Annotated in this window: 21 protein-coding genes; 18 read left to right on the top strand and 3 right to left on the bottom strand. The window is 57.4% G+C overall.

What is annotated here, in order from left to right:
* The first annotated feature begins 24 nt into the window (after window positions 1–24).
* From Q0931_RS15155 to Q0931_RS15120, 8 genes are all read left to right on the top strand, one after another.
* The gene (locus tag Q0931_RS15155) at window positions 25–870 is read left to right on the top strand and encodes a CheR family methyltransferase (RefSeq protein ID WP_299261766.1); all 846 of its coding nucleotides are present in this window, start codon (window positions 25–27) and stop codon (window positions 868–870) included.
* Window positions 867–1,484 carry a chemoreceptor glutamine deamidase CheD gene (locus Q0931_RS15150; protein WP_299261764.1) on the top strand — a complete coding sequence of 206 codons (618 nt, stop codon included), beginning with the start codon at window positions 867–869 and terminating at the stop codon, window positions 1,482–1,484. The genes Q0931_RS15155 and Q0931_RS15150 overlap by 4 nt, the downstream gene beginning before the upstream one ends.
* Window positions 1,481–2,542, top strand: coding sequence for a chemotaxis response regulator protein-glutamate methylesterase (locus tag Q0931_RS15145; protein WP_299261762.1), 1,062 nt, complete (start codon window positions 1,481–1,483; stop codon window positions 2,540–2,542). Before Q0931_RS15150 ends, Q0931_RS15145 begins: the two co-directional genes overlap by 4 nt.
* Before the next feature lie 63 nt (window positions 2,543–2,605).
* Window positions 2,606–2,995 (top strand): chemotaxis response regulator CheY, encoded by a 390-nt coding sequence (cheY, locus tag Q0931_RS15140; protein ID WP_090129602.1) that lies wholly within the window; start codon window positions 2,606–2,608, stop codon window positions 2,993–2,995.
* A gap of 30 nt (window positions 2,996–3,025) precedes the next feature.
* A complete protein-coding gene (cheZ, locus tag Q0931_RS15135; protein WP_299261755.1) occupies window positions 3,026–3,694 on the top strand; it encodes a protein phosphatase CheZ in 669 nt (222 codons plus the stop codon).
* A gap of 129 nt (window positions 3,695–3,823) precedes the next feature.
* Entirely contained in the window at window positions 3,824–4,990 is a 1,167-nt protein-coding gene (gene flhB, locus Q0931_RS15130) for a flagellar biosynthesis protein FlhB (RefSeq protein WP_299261753.1), read from the top strand.
* A 69-nt stretch (window positions 4,991–5,059) separates the two neighbouring features.
* A complete protein-coding gene (flhA, locus tag Q0931_RS15125; RefSeq protein WP_299261751.1) occupies window positions 5,060–7,144 on the top strand; it encodes a flagellar biosynthesis protein FlhA in 2,085 nt (694 codons plus the stop codon).
* 26 nt (window positions 7,145–7,170) lie between these two features.
* Window positions 7,171–7,572 (top strand): flagellar protein FlhE, encoded by a 402-nt coding sequence (locus Q0931_RS15120; protein ID WP_299261749.1) that lies wholly within the window; start codon window positions 7,171–7,173, stop codon window positions 7,570–7,572.
* Window positions 7,573–7,753: 181 nt separating this feature from the next.
* Here Q0931_RS15120 and Q0931_RS15115 read toward each other — a convergent pair whose 3' ends face one another.
* From Q0931_RS15115 to flgA, 3 genes are all read right to left on the bottom strand, one after another.
* Window positions 7,754–8,209, bottom strand: coding sequence for a flagella synthesis protein FlgN (locus Q0931_RS15115; RefSeq protein ID WP_299261747.1), 456 nt, complete (start codon window positions 8,207–8,209; stop codon window positions 7,754–7,756).
* 39 nt (window positions 8,210–8,248) lie between these two features.
* Window positions 8,249–8,527 carry a flagellar biosynthesis anti-sigma factor FlgM gene (flgM, locus tag Q0931_RS15110; RefSeq protein ID WP_299261745.1) on the bottom strand — a complete coding sequence of 93 codons (279 nt, stop codon included), beginning with the start codon at window positions 8,525–8,527 and terminating at the stop codon, window positions 8,249–8,251.
* A 152-nt stretch (window positions 8,528–8,679) separates the two neighbouring features.
* Window positions 8,680–9,390 (bottom strand): flagellar basal body P-ring formation chaperone FlgA, encoded by a 711-nt coding sequence (flgA, locus tag Q0931_RS15105; protein WP_299261743.1) that lies wholly within the window; start codon window positions 9,388–9,390, stop codon window positions 8,680–8,682.
* A 209-nt stretch (window positions 9,391–9,599) separates the two neighbouring features.
* On the opposite strand from flgA, the gene flgB reads away from it, so the two are divergent.
* The 10 genes from flgB (at window position 9,600) to flgK (ending at window position 19,051) form a co-directional block, all read left to right on the top strand.
* Window positions 9,600–10,022: a flagellar basal body rod protein FlgB gene (gene flgB, locus Q0931_RS15100; RefSeq protein WP_299261741.1), complete on the top strand. Its 423-nt coding sequence runs from the start codon at window positions 9,600–9,602 to the stop codon at window positions 10,020–10,022.
* Between the two features lie 21 nt (window positions 10,023–10,043).
* On the top strand, window positions 10,044–10,448 hold the full coding sequence (gene flgC, locus Q0931_RS15095; protein WP_299261739.1) for a flagellar basal body rod protein FlgC: 405 nt from the start codon (window positions 10,044–10,046) through the stop codon (window positions 10,446–10,448).
* Window positions 10,449–10,471: 23 nt separating this feature from the next.
* Entirely contained in the window at window positions 10,472–11,158 is a 687-nt protein-coding gene (locus Q0931_RS15090; RefSeq protein ID WP_299261737.1) for a flagellar hook assembly protein FlgD, read from the top strand.
* 83 nt (window positions 11,159–11,241) lie between these two features.
* Entirely contained in the window at window positions 11,242–12,459 is a 1,218-nt protein-coding gene (flgE, locus tag Q0931_RS15085) for a flagellar hook protein FlgE (RefSeq protein ID WP_299261735.1), read from the top strand.
* A gap of 212 nt (window positions 12,460–12,671) precedes the next feature.
* Window positions 12,672–13,418 (top strand): flagellar basal body rod protein FlgF, encoded by a 747-nt coding sequence (locus tag Q0931_RS15080; protein WP_299261734.1) that lies wholly within the window; start codon window positions 12,672–12,674, stop codon window positions 13,416–13,418.
* A gap of 72 nt (window positions 13,419–13,490) precedes the next feature.
* The gene (gene flgG / locus Q0931_RS15075) at window positions 13,491–14,273 is read left to right on the top strand and encodes a flagellar basal-body rod protein FlgG (protein ID WP_299261732.1); all 783 of its coding nucleotides are present in this window, start codon (window positions 13,491–13,493) and stop codon (window positions 14,271–14,273) included.
* A 45-nt stretch (window positions 14,274–14,318) separates the two neighbouring features.
* Window positions 14,319–14,996 carry a flagellar basal body L-ring protein FlgH gene (locus Q0931_RS15070; RefSeq protein WP_299261730.1) on the top strand — a complete coding sequence of 226 codons (678 nt, stop codon included), beginning with the start codon at window positions 14,319–14,321 and terminating at the stop codon, window positions 14,994–14,996.
* 15 nt (window positions 14,997–15,011) lie between these two features.
* On the top strand, window positions 15,012–16,142 hold the full coding sequence (locus Q0931_RS15065; RefSeq protein WP_299261729.1) for a flagellar basal body P-ring protein FlgI: 1,131 nt from the start codon (window positions 15,012–15,014) through the stop codon (window positions 16,140–16,142).
* A complete protein-coding gene (flgJ, locus tag Q0931_RS15060) occupies window positions 16,142–17,275 on the top strand; it encodes a flagellar assembly peptidoglycan hydrolase FlgJ (protein ID WP_299261727.1) in 1,134 nt (377 codons plus the stop codon). The genes Q0931_RS15065 and flgJ overlap by 1 nt, the downstream gene beginning before the upstream one ends.
* Window positions 17,276–17,380: 105 nt before the next feature.
* Window positions 17,381–19,051, top strand: coding sequence for a flagellar hook-associated protein FlgK (gene flgK / locus Q0931_RS15055; protein ID WP_299261725.1), 1,671 nt, complete (start codon window positions 17,381–17,383; stop codon window positions 19,049–19,051).
* The last annotated feature ends 13 nt before the right edge of the window (window positions 19,052–19,064 follow it).

The raw sequence follows: 19,064 nt of genomic DNA, 5'->3' as shown, positions 1-19,064 counted from the left end.
TTCCAGTGATGCGGAGTAAAAGACGTGACAGAAGTCGTTGAAAGCCGCGATTTAAAACTGACGCATGAGGATTTCGAGCGTGTAAGGCGCCTGATCCATGAGCGTGCAGGTATCGCACTGGCATTGCATAAAAAAGAGATGGTTTACAGCCGTCTGGCACGTCGCCTGCGCACGCTTGGGCTTAATCAGTTCAAGGCTTATCTGGATCTGCTGGATGGCCATGCCGAGTCCTCGGAGTGGGAACATTTCGTTAATGCGTTGACGACCAATCTGACGTCGTTTTTCCGTGAAGCGCACCACTTCCCGATTCTGGCCGATCACGTTCGCGCCCAGAGCGGCAGTATCAAGGTGTGGTGTTGCGCGGCGTCTACCGGCGAAGAGCCCTGGTCGCTGGCCATGACGCTGACCGAGGCGCTCGGTTCGAAAGCACAGAATGCCAGGATCCTGGCCACCGACATTGATACCAGGGCACTGGCCACGGCGGCGGCCGGTATCTACCCGATTGCTCAGATCGAGAAGCTGTCGATGGAGCAGCGAAAGCGGTTTTTCATGCGCGGTGTGGGGGCCAAATCCGGCGTGGCACGGGTCAATCCGGCACTGGCGGCGATGGTGGAATATCGCCAGCTGAATCTGCTGGCAGCGCGATGGGAAGTAGAAGGCCCGTTTGATGTCATCTTCTGTCGCAACATCATGATTTATTTCGACAAGCCTACTCAGAAGAAAATTCTGGAAAGGTTTGCGCCGCTGCTCAAGCCCAATGGACTGCTTTTTGCCGGGCACTCCGAAAACTTTACGTATCTGACCGATGCCTTCCGTTTGCAGGGGCATACCGTCTATGGCCTTGCATCAAACCCGGGTTCACGGTCATGAAATGTCGGGAGCAGGAAGGCCTGGCCAACCACTTTTACTTCGATCGCGATGACAGTCTTGACGCCGTCAAGCTGCTGCCGAGCGAGTATTACGTGGCGTCATCACCCATGGTGCTGTCGACGGTGCTGGGCTCCTGTGTCTCTGCATGTATCCGTGACAGCGCGGCAGGCGTGGGCGGCATGAACCATTACATGCTGCCCGGTGATGGCAGTCACGATACCAGTGGGCCGCGTCTTCGCTACGGCGAGCACGCCATGAGCACGCTGGTCGAGGAAATATGTCGGCTGGGCGGACGTCGCGACCGGCTGGAAGCCAAGGTATTCGGGGGCGGCATGGTCATCGCTGGTATGGCATCGCGCATCGGTTTTGCCAATGCCGAGTTTGTCATGGCGTGGCTTGATCGCGAAAACATTCGTGTCCTTGCGCAGGACCTCAACGGTAGCCATGCGCGTCGTGTGCACTTTCTGCCGGGAACCGGTCAGGTACGGGTCAGGCGTCTCAACGGTAGTGCCACGGTCTGCAGCCGTGAAAAGACATTGATCGAAGCGCTGGTGGGAGACGGTGTCAATCCGCTGGTCGCGGCAGCAGCAGGCATGAAAGGAGCAGGACGGTGAGCAAGATCAAGGTATTGTGTGTTGACGATTCGGCACTGATTCGCAGCCTGATCAGCGAAATCATCAATCAGGAACCGGACATGGAAGTGGTCGCCACGGCTCCGGATCCCCTGGTGGCTCGTGATCTGATCAAGAAAACCAATCCCGATGTGCTGACACTGGATGTCGAGATGCCGCGCATGGATGGACTGGATTTTCTGGAAAGGCTCATGCGCCTGCGCCCCATGCCGGTCGTCATGGTCTCTTCCCTGACAGAGCGCGGTTCGGAAATCACCATGCGAGCGCTTGAGCTGGGTGCAGTGGACTTCGTCACCAAGCCACAGCTTGGCATTCGTGAAGGCATGGCCGAATACGCTCATGCCATCACCGACAAGATTCGAGCGGCCTCAAGGGCAAGGCTCAAGGTGGCTCAGTCCTCGTCGACGCCTGCGCCGGCGGCTCTTCGTGCGCCGCTGTACTCCAGCGAGAAGCTTCTGATTGTAGGCGCCTCGACGGGTGGGACAGAGGCGATTCGGGAATTTCTGATGCCACTGCCCTCGGATAGCCCGGCGATATTGATCACCCAGCACATGCCGGCCGGGTTTACCAAATCCTTTGCCGCGCGTCTGGACAGTCTTTGCCGCATTACCGTTCGCGAAGCCGTTCATGGTGAGCGTGTGCTGCCCGGTCATGCTTATCTGGCACCCGGTGGTGAAACACACCTGCGTCTGGTTCGAAGCGGTGCCAACTATGTAATTTCGCTGGACCATGAAGCGCCCATCAATCGTCACCGGCCCTCCGTTGATGCGCTGTTTGAATCCGCCGCCATCAGCGCAGGCAAGAATGCCATCGGTGTGCTGTTGACCGGCATGGGCAAGGATGGTGCCCAGGGGCTTTTGAAGATGCGCCAGGCCGGAGCCTGGACGCTGGCGCAGGATGAGGCCAGCTGTGTGGTCTTTGGCATGCCGCGTGAGGCCATAGCCCTGGGTGCTGCATGTGAAATCGTCTCCATCACCAGCATGTGCGAGCGAGCGCTGGCACAGCTGGGTGGCAATAATCGTCAGGCGCTGCGCGTCTAGCGCGGTACCACTGAATCGTTGACTCGCGCGCGAGCGCATTTATTTAAAAAGGAAATGACAGACATGGCTGACAAGAACATTCATATCCTGGTGGTGGACGACTTTCCCACCATGCGTCGTATCGTGCGCAACCTCCTCAAGGAGCTTGGCTTCAACAATGTTGATGAAGCCGAAGACGGCGTTGATGGTCTGGCAAAGCTTCGCAGTGACAGCTTTGGCTTTGTGGTTTCTGACTGGAACATGCCGAACCTGGACGGTCTGGAAATGCTCAAGCAGATTCGCGCCGATGACAATCTCAAGCATCTTCCGGTACTGATGGTGACGGCAGAAGCCAAAAAGGAAAACATCATTGCGGCGGCTCAGGCCGGTGCCAATGGTTACGTGGTGAAACCCTTTACCGCCGCAACGCTCGAAGAGAAGTTGAACAAGATCTTCGAAAAGCTCGATAAATAAGTCTGCGGATAGCCATCGGGAGTGAATGACATGACAGCCAATGCCAAACCGCAGAACGCAGAAGATGCGATCCCGCCGGACCTTATTGCCAGAATTGGTCATCTGACACGTGCGTTGCGTGACAATATGCGAGAGCTGGGTCTGGACAAGGAAGTCGAGAAGGCCGCCCAGGCCATTCCCGATTCCCGCGATCGCCTGAGCTACATTGCCTCCATGACCGAGCAGGCCGCCGAGCGCTCGCTCAATGCCATCGAAATTGCTCAGCCCATTCAGGACAACATCGAAAAACAGTCGGCCGAGCTCGCCGGGCGCTGGGATCAGTGGTTCGACAAGCCGCTTGAGCAGGCCGAAGCGCGTGATCTGGTTGGAGATACCCGAGCCTATCTTGAATGGGTGCCGGCACAGACCCGCGCGACCCAGAGTCAGCTGATGGAAGTCATGATGGCTCAGGACTTCCAGGATCTGACCGGGCAGGTCATCAAAAAGATGATGGAGGTGATCCGCGAGATCGAGCGTGAGCTCCTGCAGGTGCTGATTGACAACATGCCCTCCGAAGCCATGCGTGAGCGTGCCAGGGAGAGTACCAGCCAGACTTCCGACGGCCTGCTCAACGGGCCGCAGATCAAGACGGAAGGACGCACCGACATCGTGACCGATCAGTCACAGGTCGATGATCTGCTCGACAGCCTCGGCTTCTAGTTCATATTTCCTGCTTATGTGTCGAATAGCTCTCCCTCGGGCGGGCTATTCCAGCGATTGTTTTCCCTTCCTTCCTCGCACAATGTCGCCCAGTGAGCACGATGCTCCACATGATTTCATGGGGTCGAAATGTCCGGCGACAGCGACGCAGAAAAAACCGAAGAGCCTACGGCACGACGTCTTGAGAAGGCTCGTGAAGAGGGTCAGGTTGCCCGTTCACGTGAGTTGACCACCTTCTTGATGCTGGCCGTCGGGGCCGCAGGCCTGGCGCTTTGCATGAATTGGATGGGGGAGACGCTGTCAGGGGTCATGAGTGACGGATTGACCTTTGATGCAGACGTTGCGCGTGATCCCACTCGAATGATGATCAATGTCTCGGCGCTGGGCGGTCGGGCGTTGATGGCCATTGCGCCCATTCTGGGCATTATGGGGGTGGTGGCGCTGATGGCGCCAATGGCGCTGGGTGGGTGGTTGTTTTCGACAAAGTCCCTCAAGGTTGATGTCAAAAAGCTCAATCCGGGTGCCGGTTTAAAGCGTATTTTTTCCAGTCAGGCACTGGCGGAACTGGTCAAGACCATTGCCAAGTCGCTGCTGATTGCGCTGGTCGCGGCCTACTTTATCTATAGCCACCAGGGCGAGCTGCTGGGGCTTGCCGGAGAAAGCATTCAGTCCGCCATGCGTCACATGCTGCTGCTGCTGGTGTTCTGCTGTGCCCTGATCCTGCTTTCCTTCATCGTTGTCATCCTGATCGATGTTCCCTATCAGCTTTGGAGTCACACCAAAAAGCTTCGCATGAGCCGGGAGGATATTCGCCAGGAGCACAAGGAGTCCGAAGGGGACCCGCACGTCAAGGGCCGTATTCGCCAGCAGCAGCAGGCGATCGCGCGCCGACGCATGATGAGTGAGGTGCCCAAGGCTGATGTCATCATTACCAACCCGACCCACTTTGCCGTGGCGCTGGCCTACAAGGATGACGAAATGGGGGCCCCGCGGGTGGTGGCGAAAGGCGCCGATGCCGTGGCTGCCAAAATTCGCGAGCTGGGTCAGGAGAACCGTATCCCCTTTCTGGAGGCCCCGGCGCTGGCGCGTTCACTGTATCGCCACGGTGAGCTGGGCCGGGAGATTCCTGCTGCGCTGTATACCGCCGTTGCTGAAGTGCTGGCCTGGGTGTATCAGCTGCGCCGCCATCGCAGCGAAGGCGGTAAAACACCAAAACGGCCCGGCCATATCGATGTGCCTGAAGAGATGGCCTATACCCCGTCACCCTCGGATGACGAGGACAACAATGAACCATGATGCCCGGGGCGCTGCGTTGCCCATTAAAGGCGCCGGACAACCTATTCACCCTGACAGGTCATCGCTGACATGAATGCATTGAGTGCACTGTTTTCCCGGGGCGGTCTGACTCAGAGCAGCCAGCTGAAGTTTTTGGCCGGCCCGGTCCTGATTCTGATGATTCTGTCGATGATGGTGCTACCGCTGCCACCGTTTATTCTCGACATGCTGTTTACCTTCAATATTGCCCTGTCGATTATGGTGCTGCTGGTGAGCATGTTCACCACCAAACCGCTCGAGTTTGCTGCCTTCCCGGCGGTGCTGCTGTTTTCGACGCTGCTGAGGCTGTCGCTCAACGTGGCCTCGACGCGTGTGGTGCTGCTGGAAGGGCATAACGGCGGTGACGCCGCCGGTAAGGTTATCGAGGCGTTTGCCGAATTTCTGGTGGGCGGTAACTTTGCCGTGGGTCTTGTGGTGTTCGTGATTCTGGTCGTCATCAACTTCATGGTGATCACCAAGGGCGCGGGTCGTATTGCTGAAGTCGGGGCCCGCTTTACGCTGGATGCCATGCCCGGCAAGCAGATGGCCATTGATGCCGATCTTAATGCCGGTCTGATCGACGAAAAGTTTGCGCGTGAGCGTCGCAAGGAGATCGCTCAGGAAGCTGAATTTTTCGGTTCCATGGATGGTGCCAGCAAATTTGTACGCGGTGATGCCGTCGCCGGTATCCTGATCATGGTCATCAACATCGTGGGCGGACTGGTGGTGGGCGTGGCCCAGCATGGGCTTTCAGTCGGTGATGCTGCCCATACCTATACGCTGTTGACCATCGGGGATGGCCTGGTCGGCCAGATTCCGGCCCTGATCATTTCTACCGCGGCGGGTGTTACCGTATCGCGCGTCAACACCGAACAGGACGTGGGTCAGCAGCTGCTGGGCCAGCTGTTTACCAATCCTCGTGTTCTTTATCTAACGGCAGGCGTTGTCGGTCTTCTGGGTATCATTCCCGGGATGCCCAATATCGTGTTTTTGTTGTTCACTGCCATGCTTGGCGGCCTGGGCTGGTATCTGAACAAGAAAAAGCAGGAAGCGGCTAGCATCGAGGAGGCGCAACCGGCCCCGGTTGCTAAAACGGACAGCCACGAAGCCAGCTGGGACGACGTTCAACTGGTCGATCCGCTGGGTCTTGAGGTCGGTCATCGCCTGATCCCGCTGGTGGACCAGAATCAGGATGGCGAGCTTTTGAAGCGCATCAAGAGTCTGAGAAAGAAGTTCGCTCAGGAAGTGGGTTTCCTGCCGCCCGTTGTCCATATCCGTGACAACCTGTCCCTACAGCCACAGCAGTATCGCATTGCGCTTAATGGCGTATTGATCGGCGAAGGGGAGGCGTGGCCCGGTCAGTATCTGGCCATTGATCCCGGCCAGGCGATGGGCAATCTCGAGGGCCGCATGACGAAGGACCCGGCGTTCGGGCTGCCCGCCACCTGGATTGAGGCCAATCAGCGTGATCAGGCGCAGATGCAGGGCTTTACTGTCGTGGATGCCAGCACGGTCGTTGCGACGCACCTTAATCATCTGCTGGGTGAGCACGCCAGTGAAATGATGGGTCGCAGTGAAACCCAGAAGCTGCTGGATCGACTGGCGAAGGAATCGCCGAGTCTGGTCGAGGAGGTCGTGCCCAAGCTGATTTCTCTGACCACGCTGACCCGTATCCTGCAGCAGCTTTTGTCGGAAGACGTATCCATTCGCGATATGCGCACCATTCTTGATACGTTGGCCGATCATGGCGGCCATACCACGGATGCCATGGAGCTGACCGCTGCCGTGCGCCTGGCGCTGGGTCGTGCCATTACGCAGCAGTATTTCCCGGGGCAGGAACCTGCTGAGGTGATCAGCCTTGATGTTGATCTGGAGAAAATGCTGATGCAGGCGCTCAACAATGGCGGTGCACTGGAGCCTGGCCTTGCCGACACCCTGATCCAGCAGGCAGAAACCGCCGTTCAGCGCCAGGAAGAGCGTGGCCTGCCAGCTGTACTGGTGGTGCAGCACGGCGTGCGCTCGCTGCTGTCGCGGTTCTTGCGTCGACGCCTGCCGCGTCTGGTGGTGCTCTCCCAGGCAGAGATCCCTGAAGAGCGCCAGATTCGTGTGACGGCCATTATCGGATCGCAGTCATGATAAGAGCTCGGTCGGCATCATGGCTCATGATCACTGCCGCATTGGCATGGCCGTCGGTCTGGGCCGAAGCAGGGGCCGGGGGCGCCATTCCTGTTCAGGTCAATCTTCCTGACATGGCGCAAAAGGGGTGGGAATACCGTGTGGCGCTGGCGAATGCCGAGAATGCGCCTGCTGACAGCTGGTTGACCGAGCTTTCCTGGCGTTATGAGTTGGGGCCGGGGGAGGTGCTGCCAGAGGCTTCGCTGTGTACGCCATCAGAATGCGTGGCGCTGAATATGGCTCGTGGCAGCACTGGTGCCCTTGCCGGGCTGCCGGCCAGTACGCCACTGTCACTTCACTTTGTTCTGCCTGGCAAGGGCATGCTCAAGCATCCAGTTCAGGGTGGGACCGCTCAGGTATTCGTCAACTATCGCCTGCAGGACCAGTAGGCCACGCCTTTTGCAGGGAATTCTGCAGGGTAATGCGAAGGTAGTGAAAAGGGTATTGCCTGACAGGCGTTCAGATCCATGATCAGGTCTGCTTACTCGAGTAAATCTCCAAATACAGAATCAAAAAGGCCGCGCCATTGTCATGGCGCGGCCTTTTGGCACAAGAGTGTCGAACCTGAGCTCAGCCCATCAGGTGCGTACTGGAACGGCCGATATTGTGCTGGCGGCCATTGGGGCCGTACATGGTCATGCCGGCTGCGGTCTGAAGGAAGTTGAGGGCACGACTGTGGAAATCCAGCCGTCTGCCAATCACGAACCCGTTGAGACGATTGCGCTGTGCGGCCGCTTCGGTGCGCTCGATGATACGCTGCCATAACTCGTTGAGTTCCAGCTTGATGGCAGCGCGATCGCTCGTGGCGCGGTCTGCGCCGAGGCCGCGACTCTCGAGCAGGGCACTCCGGGCGCGCTCGAGTTGATCCAGTCTGACCATTGACGTGCCCTTGTGCTCACAGGTTTGCAGCAGGGCTTCAATATCCACCGGATGGCTGTCCAGAATTTCGGCCTCGTGGTCGAGTAGATCGATAAAGCGCCCGAGGGCCTCATCGATCTGGTTCAGGATATTGGCGTAATCGTTCATCCACGTGTTCTCCAAAGGCGTTCAAGCAAAAGGAATGCCCTAGCCCTTGTTCGAAAGCAGCTCCTGCGCGCTTGCGATCAGGCCGTCGGCAATTTTTCCGGTATCAACCTCAAAGCTGCCATCGCGAATGGCCTGACGCAGTTCGTTGACACGTGCCGTGTCAATGTCCTGCGAGCCATCCTGGGCGCTGGAAGGTACCCAGCGCGTCGCGGCGCTCTGCTCGGTCTTTTCGGCTTCAGGCGTCGTGACGCGTGATACCGATACCGGGCTGGCAATGCGGTTGATTGAACCGTTGTTGCTGTCAATTTTCATCTTCATGCTCTCCGAAGCGCTCACTCGGGTGAGCTGATAAAGGGGCGCAGGCAAGCGCTGTTGACTCCATTATCGACATCACAGGCAGGTTCTTTAACCTATCCTGGTAACGAAAGGTATCGAATGGATATCAGAGCGTAATGTAGTTGCCTTGGGGACTAGTGAACCTCCACTACTCCTTCGCGACTTGCCTCACCATTGATAACGCTGCCAGAGGGCATTCTAACCCGAACACTTTCACCAAGCCCTGCGTCATTTAACGCCTGGCCACTGCTACTGATCATGAAACCGTTGCCCCGAACCAGCAGGGCAACTTCGGCACCGCGCTGAATCAGTACGGGCGCCTTGACCATCCCTGTCTGAAGCGGCTGACCGGCCGCAATGCGGCGCTGTGATACCTGTCCCACCAGCTGTGAGGCATCGGTAATCAAGCGACTGGAAAGCCGGGTCAGATCCCCTTCCTGCCAGTCAAGGTCACTCTCTTCAATGACATCGCCCGGCATGATATTGCGATTGACCACCGGGTATTGTCCGTTGATATGCACATAGGCCTGAAAGTAGCGCGTCTCGGGGGCATTGCCCGGGCAGCGCACGCCAACTGATGTGCGGCCCGAGACCTTGCCGCCGCGCCCGGGCAAAAAGGCAGATGGTGCCTGACAGGCCATGGCTGCGGCCGGTGACGGTGTGATCTCAATGGTGATGTCACCATTTTCACCGGCCGTCTGCTCCAGCAGAAACCCTTCAATGACGTCATAAATGACCTGTTCATTGGCTTCAACCGGGACACAGATCAGTCCTGCCGCCACCAGCAACAAGGTGGCGCCATGGCGGCAGTGCCTGCGGTATGAGCGTATGAAGGGCAGCGACATGAAGTGGCCTTTCGTTATCAAACGGTTACATGGATGCTGTGCATTCTAGACAGATACCAAAAAAAACAGTGCGCGAAATAACCCCTAAAAAGCGGCCTTTTCATTCAATGGTGAAGGTTGCGCGCTCTCTATGCTGCGCTCATTCCAAAAGGTAAAAGAAAGTAACCTTTGTTGTTTTAATGATTCATGGCGCAACGGAGTGACTCCCCATGATCGACCGGCTCAATAACTCACTCAACTTTTTGCAGCAGTCTCTTAACCTGCGTGCCGAACGTCAGGAAGTGCTGTCAGCCAACATCGCCAATGCCGATACCCCCGGGTACAAGGCGCGCGACTTTGACTTCAGAACCGAACTGGATCGTGTCGTCAATCAGGGGCGGGCAGAAGGGCAGAGCGGGCTGTCACTGAGCATGACCTCCAGCCGGCATATTGCGGCTCAGGCCAATGGCAGTGCAGGCGGGATCGATATGCTGTATCGCAATCCGACCCAGCCAAGTCTGGATGGCAACACGGTCGACATGGATATGGAGCGCGTCAACTTTGCAGACAACACCGTTCATTACCAGGCCGACGTACAGTTTCTGACCAGTCGATTGCAGGGCCTGAAAAACGCCATGCAGCGCGAGTCCTGATAACCGACAGGAGAACAGTCAATGAGTCTTTTTAGCGTTTTCGATATTTCAGGGTCGGCACTGTCGGCGCAGTCACAGCGCATGAACGTGACCGCCAGCAACCTGGCCAACGCTGACAGCGTGGCGGGCCCGGATGGTCAGCCCTATCGCGCCAGACAGCTGACCTTTGAAATGGCCGGCGAGCCCGGTCAGCAGATCGGCGGTGTACGGGTGGCAGGGATCAGTGAAGACCAGAGCGAATTTCGACGTCTTTATGACCCGAAAAATCCGGCAGCTGATGATCAGGGCTACGTCAGTATGCCCAACGTGGATACCACATCTGAAATGGTCAACATGATTTCGGCGGCGCGCTCCTATCAGGCCAACGTCGAAGTGCTCAACACCAACAAGACACTGATGCTCAAAACGCTGACGCTGGGTCAGTAAACCGGATCATCAAGGAGTAAATCATGGCATTTGACAACTCTCTGGTGGGCCGTGTGAACGGCACCAGTAATACCGCCGGCACGAACAATAGCGGCATGGGTGCGACCAGTGCCAGTGAGCTGGGTGAGGAGTTCATGAGTCTGCTGGTGGCGCAGCTCAACAACCAGGATCCGCTCAATCCGATGGAGAACTCCGAGTTCACCTCCCAGATTGCGCAGATCAATACGGTCAGCGGTATCGACAAGCTCAACGATACGCTCTCGAGCATTACCGGCCAGATTGATGCCTCCCAGAAACTGCAGGCCGGCGCCATGGTGGGCCGTGGCGTGCTGGTAGAAGGTAACAAGATCCAGGTGGGTAACGATGTCGTTCTGCCGTTTGGGATCGAACTTGACGGAGATGCCGCCAAGGTGACGGCGACCATTACCGATGGCACAGGGCGCACCATCAATCAGTACGATCTGGGCGAGATCAAGGCCGGCGTGCAGTCCTTTAACTGGGATGGCACCGATACCACCAATGCTCGCGTCGAGGATGGCACCTATCAGGTCACCATTGCAGCTACCGATGGCAGCGGACGGGCGGTCGCTTCGCGCGCGCTGCAGTACGGCTACGTCAGTGGCGTGATGACCGCCAACAACACCACAAAGCTGGACCTGGGCCCCAATATGGGCAGTGTCGCCTTCAACGACGTCAAACAGATTCTGTAACGCACCACCGGGCGCGGTGTTGCGCGTCCTGATGATCCATCCGGCCAATGCCGGTGAGACGATTTTTAATCAGAGGATGAACCATGGCTTTTACACAGGGCGTCAGTGGCCTTAACGCAGCTTCCAGTCAGCTGGATACCATCGGCCACAACATTGCCAACTCACAAACCGTTGGCTACAAGAAAAGCCGTACCGAGTTTGCCGATCTTTATGCCGGTGCCAAGGCAGGTCTTGGTGTGCAGGTCTCTGGTATTACTCAGGGATTTTCCCAGGGCGCACTGGAAACGACCGATCGTGATCTTGATCTGGCCATTGACGGCGGTGGTTTCTTCCGTTTGACCGATGGCCAGCAGACCACATATTCACGCAACGGTCAGTTTCAGATGGATTCCAATGGCTTTCTGGTCAATAACACCGGGGGCAAGTTGACAGGCTACCCGGTGGACGATCCGACTTCGGCCAGTCCTGTAGTACTGGCTGGCGCCCAGCCGGTGGCATTGCAGGTTGCCCAGGGGGATCTGGACGCCAGCGCTACCACCAGTGGCAGCATGACCTTTAACCTGAATTCGACCGATACGGCCAGGGTAGATGCCAACGGCGATGCCATTGCTTTTGATGCGACCAATCCCAAAAGCTACAACTGGCAGACGTCGCTGACGACCTATGACTCGCAGGGTAACGCGCAGCAGGTCAACATGTACTTTGTGAAATCAGCAGCGGCCGATAATGCCTGGACCGTACATGCCATGAACAAGGGCAATGAGGTAGGCACATCGAATCTGACATTCAGCGAGAGTGGCAAGATTACCGGCGGTGATACGCTCAATCTGGCATTCAATCCCGATAATGGCGCTGCCAATATCGACGCAGATATTGACCTTGCCAATGTCACCCAGAACAGTGGCAGCTTTGTGGTCAAGGCGGCCGGCCAGGATGGTTATGCGGCAGGCAGCCTTACCGGCATCTCGATTGCCGATAATGGCGATGTCATGGGTAATTACTCCAACAATCAGAGCCGTGCATTGGGTCGTGTCGCGCTGGCCAGCTTCACCAACGAGCAGGGGCTCAAGCCCGACGGTAACAATGCCTGGGTGGCCACCACCAATTCCGGTCAGGAGCTTTTGGGCAGTGCCGGTACAGGGCAGCTGGGCTCACTGCTTTCCGGTACGCTTGAGAACTCCAACGTTGATCTGGCATCCGAGCTTGTCACCATGATCGTGGCGCAGCGCAATTATCAGGCCAACGCCCAGACCATCAAGACGCAGGATCAGATTCTGCAGACCATGGTCAACCTGCGTTAAAACTTTCCCTGCAGTAAAAAGCGACCGGCCCTTGGGGCCGGTCGCTTTTTTATGGCCACTACTACAGCTGACGAAATACGACCTTTCTCGGGCCTTTCTTGTGACTTTGAGAAGATGCCTTTGCGTGTTTACTAGGCGTCACAAAGGGCAGGCATTCGGTTACACCTGAAAATGCCCGCCGCGATACTTCCTCAGGTTTTTCGGAGCGGGTCATGGACAGAATTATCTACACCGCCATGTCGGGCGCCAAACAGAGTCTGGAGCGGCAGTCTGCCGTTGCCAACAACATGGCCAATGTCTCGACCAGCGGCTTTCGTGCCGAACTCAGCGCCGCTCGTGCGGTACCGGTGAACGGAGCAGGCTACGCCACACGCGCCATTACGGCTGATTCTACCCCCGGCTCCGATTTTACCCCCGGCTCTTTTAGCACCACCGGGCGCGCACTGGATGTGGCCATCAACGGTGAGGGCTGGCTGGCGGTGCAGGCCAATAACGGCGACACCGCCTATACCCGCAATGGTGGGTTGCAGGTCGATCCGACCGGCATGCTGATGTCTCAGGGGCATCCGGTCATGGGAGAAGACGGCCCCATCATTTTGCCACTCAATGCCGAGGTCTCGATCGCCGGTGACGGCACCATCTCCGCCCGCGAGGCCGGCACCCAAGTGCAGGCCGAAGTCGGTCGACTGATGCTGGCGAGCAATCCCGATGGGCGCATGGCCCGGCGTGAAGACGGTCTTTTCGGTGCCTGGAACGCCCAGGGGGGACCCATGGCAGCCCTGCCGCGTGATGAAGAAGTTCAGGTGATCAGCGGCACGCTCGAAGGCAGTAACGTCAATCCGACCGAGGCCATGGTGGCCATGATCGACACGGCCCGACGTTTTGAAATGAACATGAAAGTACTGACGACCGCTGATGAAAATGATCAGCGTGCCAACTCGCTGCTTTCAATGAATTGATTTCTCCGAGCCATGACGGCTCTGAGCAGGTACATGACGTCACCGGATTATTGCCGGTGAAGGGAGAAAACGATGATTAATGCACTCTGGATTGCCAAGACCGGTCTTGATGCCCAGCAGACCAATATGGACGTCATTTCCAACAACCTGGCCAACGTCTCGACCAATGGCTTCAAGCGTTCGCGCGCAGTGTTCGAGGATCTCTTGTATCAGAACCTGCGCCAGCCGGGGTCGATGTCGTCGGTACAGACCAATCTCCCCTCGGGCCTTCAGATCGGTACCGGTGTCCGTGCGGTGGCCACCGAGCGTCTGCATACCCAGGGCAACCTGGAGCAGACCGGCAACACCAAGGATGTCGCGATTCGCGGTGATGGTTTTTTCGCTATTCAGATGCCGGATGGTACCAACTCGTTCACTCGCGACGGTGCCTTTCAGGTCAACCAGGACGGGCAGCTGGTCACGGCCAATGGATTTCCGGTCGATCCGGGTATCGTGATTCCGGCCAATGCACTGTCGGTGTCGATTGCCAATGACGGCCTGGTCTCGGTCACGGTGCCGGGCGCTGCGGCCAGTCAGCAGGTCGGCCAGCTTCAGCTGACCACCTTTATCAACCCGACCGGTCTGGAAAGCATCGGTGACAACCTTTATCTCGAAACCGATGCCTCGGGCCCGCGTAATGACAGCATTCCCGGTAACAACGGTGCCGGTACGATTTATCAGGGCTTTGTAGAAACCTCCAACGTCAATGTCGTGGAGGAGATGGTCAGCATGATCGAAACGCAGCGTGCCTATGAGATCAACTCCAAGGCCGTGTCGACCGTCGACCAGATGCTGGCTCGTCTGACCCAGCTCTGACAGGAAATGTTGATGCACGTGTGCAGGGTTAACCGGGGATCAATGATGCGATATATGCGTTTGTGGAAGCTGTTTCTGGTTGCCTGTCTGGCCATGACGATGGTGGCCTGCGCCCAGATTCCACGGCAAAACGTGGTGGAAGGACCGACAACGGCACCGCCTCAGCTTCCGCCGATACCGGTGGCCAATGGCTCGATTTATCAGAGCAACTATACGCGGCCACTGTTCGAGGATCGCCGTCCCCGCGGTGTGGGCGACATCCTGACCATCGTGCTCAATGAAAATGTCAGTGCTACCAAAAGCTCGGCCGCCAATGCTACCCGCAATGGCTCTACAGCGCTCGGCCTTGAGGCCACGCCACGGGTCATCGGTGGGCTGCTGGACGGTCAGACAACCAGTCTTTCCGGCACTAACACGTTTCAGGGACAGGGTGGCGCGAATGCGTCCAATACCTTTACCGGCACCATTACCACAACGGTCATGAATGTGCTGCCCAACGGCAACTTCCAGGTGGCCGGCGAAAAGCGCATCGGCATCAATCAGGGCACCGAATACATCCGTTTTTCGGGCACCGTTAATCCGCGCACGATTACCGGGCTCAATACCGTACCGTCGACCCAGGTCGCCGATGCACGTCTTGAGTATTACGGCGATGGGTATATCAATGAGGCGCAGACCATGGGCTGGATGCAGCGCTTCTTCCTCAATATTTCACCGTTTTAATCGAGGAATTTCACAATGATGGCAATGTTGAAATCCATCTCCCTGCGTTGCGCGGCGCTTTTGCTGAGTGGTGGTGTCCTGATGGGCCTGGCCTGTCAGGCGCAGGCAGCCCGGCTGGGCGACATTGCCACCTTCGCAGGCGTGCGCTCCAACCCGCTGGTCGGTTATGGCCTGGTCGTGGGTCTGGACAACACGGGTGACCAGACCATGCAGGCGCCCTTTACCGGGCAATCGGTCACCAACATGCTCTCCGAGCTGGGGGTCACGATACCGGCCGGCACCAACATGCAGCTCAAGAATGTAGCCGCTGTCATGGTCACGGCCGAGCTGCCGCCTTTTTCAAGCCCGGGCCAGAAGCTTGATATCACCGTATCCTCGGTCGGCAATGCGCGCAGTCTGCGGGGCGGTACTCTGCTCATGACGCCGCTCAAGGGCGCTGATGGTCAGATCTATGCGCTGGGACAGGGCAATATGGTGATCCCGGGCATCAGTGCTCAGGCGGCCGGCAGCAGCGTCCAGGTCAACCAGACGTCTTCCGGGCGCATTCCGGGCGGTGCGACCATCGAACGTACGGTGCCGGTTCAGATGGCCGAGCAGGGGCGTATCGATCTGGAGCTCAAGGACGCAGACTTTAATACGGCCCTGCGCACCATGAATGCCATCAACAATGCCATGGGTCAGGGTATTGCGGTCGCCCAGAACTCGCGGGTGATCTCGCTGGCCGCGCCGCTGGACAGCGCCTCTCAGGTCGCTTTCATGGCGCGTGTGCAAAACATCGATGTGGATCCGGGTGTAGTGACGCCGAAGGTCATCATGAATGCACGTACCGGCTCGGTGGCGATGAATACCCGCGTCACGCTCAACCGTGCCGCCATTGCTCATGGCAATCTCTCGATTACGATCGATTCCAACCCCATTATCAGCCAACCGAATGCCTTGTCGGGCGGGCAAACTGCTGTGGTACCCAATGCCGACATCAACGTGCAGGAAGAGTCCGGAGCACTGAGCATTGTCAGTGGCGAGGCGGACCTGAGTCAGGTGGTGGATGCCCTGAATCGTCTGGGCGCGACCCCCAATGACCTGATGGCCATTCTTCAGGCGCTGAAATCGGCCGGTGCGCTCAACGCGGATCTGGAGATCATCTGATGACAATGGACAGTCGGGGAAGTTTTGCGCTCGACGTGCAGGGGCTTTCGAAGCTCAAGTACAGTGCGCGTGACAATCCTCAGGAGAGCCTCAAGGAAACCACGCAGCAGTTTGAAGCGCTGTTTCTGCAAAAGATGCTGAAAAGCATGCGCGATGCCATGCCCAAAAGCGATCTGCTCAAAAGCGACAGCATGGATACCTATACCAAAATGCTGGATCAGCAGTGGGCGCAGAATCTCTCCGAGCAGGGGATCGGGCTGTCCGACATGATGGTCAAGCAGCTGTCGAACAAGGACAGTGTCCAGCCGATGGGTCAATCACCCAATGATTCGCTTGAAACGCTGACGGCGAAGTCACGCAATATCCCGTCGGCGCTGGCCATCCCGCTGAACGATGAACAGTTGAAATACAACGCGCGCCTCGAGTCGGGGAGCAGTGTGGTCAAGCCCGCCGAGCAGAAGCGCGGGCCGCTGATTGAAGGCTACGCCTCACTGGGTGGCGGTCTACAAGACCGAGTCGACCATCAAAAAATGATGGCCGATGTCGCGCCGCATGTGTCGTCGTTTGTTTCGAAAATGGGTTCTGCGGCACGGGCGGTCAGCGAACGCACGGGCATTCCGCATCAGCTGATTCTGGCCCAGGCCGCCCTTGAAACCGGCTGGGGTGCGAAGGAAATTCGCACCGGCGATGGCAAGGCCAGCCACAACCTTTTCAACATCAAGGCCACTGGTGGGTGGCAGGGCGATCGGGCCAGCGTCATGACCACGGAGTTTGAAGCGGGTACGGCGCACAAGGAGCGCGCTGCCTTCCGCGTTTATGATTCCTATGAGGCAGCGTTTTCCGATTATGCGCGCCTTCTGACCGAAAATCCGCGCTATCAGCCGGTGCTTGATGCACGCACACCCGAAGCTGCCGCGCATGCGCTGCAAAAGTGTGGCTATGCAACTGACCCGCGCTATGGCGAAAAGCTGGTGTCCATCATGGCGCAAATGCCGAATGACGATACCAGCACGCTCCAGTCCCTGTATGCCACACGTACACAGAGCCGTCAGGACAGTGATGTATCAGCGATCACTCAAAAAAGGGCTGCCATGGCCTATGCCGTTGAAAATGAAGCCAGCCGAATTTTCTGATCGATTCAATACCCTGTTAACAGGGTATGTTTTCTAAAATTTTCCGGCGATCGGCCGATAGTACATGACAGATAACACCCTTAAGGGCGCGTGCGAGGAAACACCATGTCCGGTTCACTGATGGGATCAGCGCTGAGCGGGCTGCGAGCAGCCCAGATCGGTCTGAATACGACAAGCAACAACATTGCCAACGTTAATACTGAAGGCTACAACCGCCAGATTACCGGGCTTGCCGAATCAAAGGGCACCAGTGCCGGCGGCCTTTTTGCCGGCAGTGGCGTCAGTGTGACCGGTGTACAGCGCCAGTATGAGCAGTATCTCAGCACGCAGCTCAACGATGCCAACAGCGAACTGGGTGCCAGCAAGTCGCATCTGGCCCAGATATCCCAGATCGATAATCTGCTGGGTGATGGTGATGCCGGTCTCAATAAACAGATGCAGTCCTTCTTTGCCGGCATGCAGACCATGGCCAGCAATCCCTCTGACACATCAGCGCGTCAGGCTTTGCTGGGTAATGCCGAGAGCATGACGGCCCAGTTTCGCGCCACCGACAGCTATCTGAAAAACATGTCGGACAACACCGTGGCGCAGATGGGTGGGGTGGTCGATGAGATCAACAGCTATTCCAGACAGATTGCCACGCTCAACGTCCAGATTACTCAGACCCAGTCCAAGACCGGGACGCCACCCAACGACATGCTCGATCAGCGTGATCTGCTGGTGTCGAAAATGAGCGAACTGACCGGTGTCTCCGTGGTGAATCAGGATGGCCAATACATGGTGTCGCTGTCGACCGGTCAGGCGCTGGTAGCGGGCAAGCAGGTACAGTCACTGCAAATGGTGGCCTCGGAAGATGATCCGACTCGGCAGGTGGTGGCTCTCAAGGCCAGCGACGGCAATCTGTTCGAGCTGGATGAAAGCAGACTCACCGGTGGTACGCTGGGGGGATTGACCCAGTTTCGTAACGAGTCGCTGGAACCTACGCAGCTGCGTGTGGATCAGATGGCTCATGCGCTGGCGAGCAGTGTCAATGACCTGCAGACCGGTGGTTTCGATCTGGACGGCGATGCCGGCAAGGCGTTTTTTACTGCCAGTACACCGACTGTTGTGGCCAGCAGTGCCAACAGTGGCGATGCCGTGCCGACGGTAGCCTTTGCCGAAAGTACAACAATCAAGTCTGATCAGGGTGTTGAGGTTAAAGGTACCGCCGAAATTTCAAAGGTATCCGCCAGCAATTACAAGCTGACGGTTACCAGTAATGGTCCTGTTTTAACGCGCTTGAGTGACAATCAAACCGTTGATGCTTCAGCTGCCGGTCTTGTCATTGGCGATACCTCCGGCTTCTCCGCTGGCGATACTTTCATTATCAAGCCGCTTGAAAATGCTGCCGCTCAGATGAGTGTTAGCAAGGACATGACGCCGGAAGGCATCGCGGCTCGCGGCAGTCTTGATGAAGGGGTGCGGGGTAACAGCAATGCGTTGGCCATGGCCAATATTCAAAACGAGAAGCTGATCAACGGCAGCACCAGCCTGAATACGGCCTATGCCTCGATGGTCAGTGATGTGGGTAACAAAACGGCCACACTCAAGAGCAGCAACGCCGCTCAGACCCAGATTTCCCAGGAGCTCAAAAGCGCGCAGCAGTCGGTATCGGGCGTCAATATCGATGAAGAGGCCGCCAACATGCTCAAATATCAGCAGCTTTACAGTGCCAGCGCACAGATGATTCGAGCCTCTTCGGAGATGTTCGATGCGCTGATCGGCATCGTGCGTTAAGGGGGATACATTA

The organism is uncultured Kushneria sp. (assembly GCF_947497025.1).
In the GTDB taxonomy this organism is placed as follows: domain Bacteria; phylum Pseudomonadota; class Gammaproteobacteria; order Pseudomonadales; family Halomonadaceae; genus Kushneria.
This window is presented reverse-complemented; position numbering and strand designations above follow the sequence as displayed.

Coding starts and splice junctions, on each gene's coding strand:
- Q0931_RS15150 (WP_299261764.1), top strand. CDS start 867: ATGAAATGTCGGGAGCAGGAAGGCCTGGCCAACCACTTTTACTTCGAT.
- cheY (WP_090129602.1), top strand. CDS start 2,606: ATGGCTGACAAGAACATTCATATCCTGGTGGTGGACGACTTTCCCACC.
- cheZ (WP_299261755.1), top strand. CDS start 3,026: ATGACAGCCAATGCCAAACCGCAGAACGCAGAAGATGCGATCCCGCCG.
- flhB (WP_299261753.1), top strand. CDS start 3,824: ATGTCCGGCGACAGCGACGCAGAAAAAACCGAAGAGCCTACGGCACGA.
- flhA (WP_299261751.1), top strand. CDS start 5,060: ATGAATGCATTGAGTGCACTGTTTTCCCGGGGCGGTCTGACTCAGAGC.
- Q0931_RS15120 (WP_299261749.1), top strand. CDS start 7,171: ATGATCACTGCCGCATTGGCATGGCCGTCGGTCTGGGCCGAAGCAGGG.
- Q0931_RS15115 (WP_299261747.1), bottom strand. CDS start 8,209: ATGAACGATTACGCCAATATCCTGAACCAGATCGATGAGGCCCTCGGG.
- flgM (WP_299261745.1), bottom strand. CDS start 8,527: ATGAAGATGAAAATTGACAGCAACAACGGTTCAATCAACCGCATTGCC.
- flgA (WP_299261743.1), bottom strand. CDS start 9,390: ATGTCGCTGCCCTTCATACGCTCATACCGCAGGCACTGCCGCCATGGC.
- flgB (WP_299261741.1), top strand. CDS start 9,600: ATGATCGACCGGCTCAATAACTCACTCAACTTTTTGCAGCAGTCTCTT.
- flgC (WP_299261739.1), top strand. CDS start 10,044: ATGAGTCTTTTTAGCGTTTTCGATATTTCAGGGTCGGCACTGTCGGCG.
- Q0931_RS15090 (WP_299261737.1), top strand. CDS start 10,472: ATGGCATTTGACAACTCTCTGGTGGGCCGTGTGAACGGCACCAGTAAT.
- flgE (WP_299261735.1), top strand. CDS start 11,242: ATGGCTTTTACACAGGGCGTCAGTGGCCTTAACGCAGCTTCCAGTCAG.
- Q0931_RS15080 (WP_299261734.1), top strand. CDS start 12,672: ATGGACAGAATTATCTACACCGCCATGTCGGGCGCCAAACAGAGTCTG.
- flgG (WP_299261732.1), top strand. CDS start 13,491: ATGATTAATGCACTCTGGATTGCCAAGACCGGTCTTGATGCCCAGCAG.
- Q0931_RS15070 (WP_299261730.1), top strand. CDS start 14,319: ATGCGATATATGCGTTTGTGGAAGCTGTTTCTGGTTGCCTGTCTGGCC.
- Q0931_RS15065 (WP_299261729.1), top strand. CDS start 15,012: ATGATGGCAATGTTGAAATCCATCTCCCTGCGTTGCGCGGCGCTTTTG.
- flgJ (WP_299261727.1), top strand. CDS start 16,142: ATGACAATGGACAGTCGGGGAAGTTTTGCGCTCGACGTGCAGGGGCTT.
- flgK (WP_299261725.1), top strand. CDS start 17,381: ATGTCCGGTTCACTGATGGGATCAGCGCTGAGCGGGCTGCGAGCAGCC.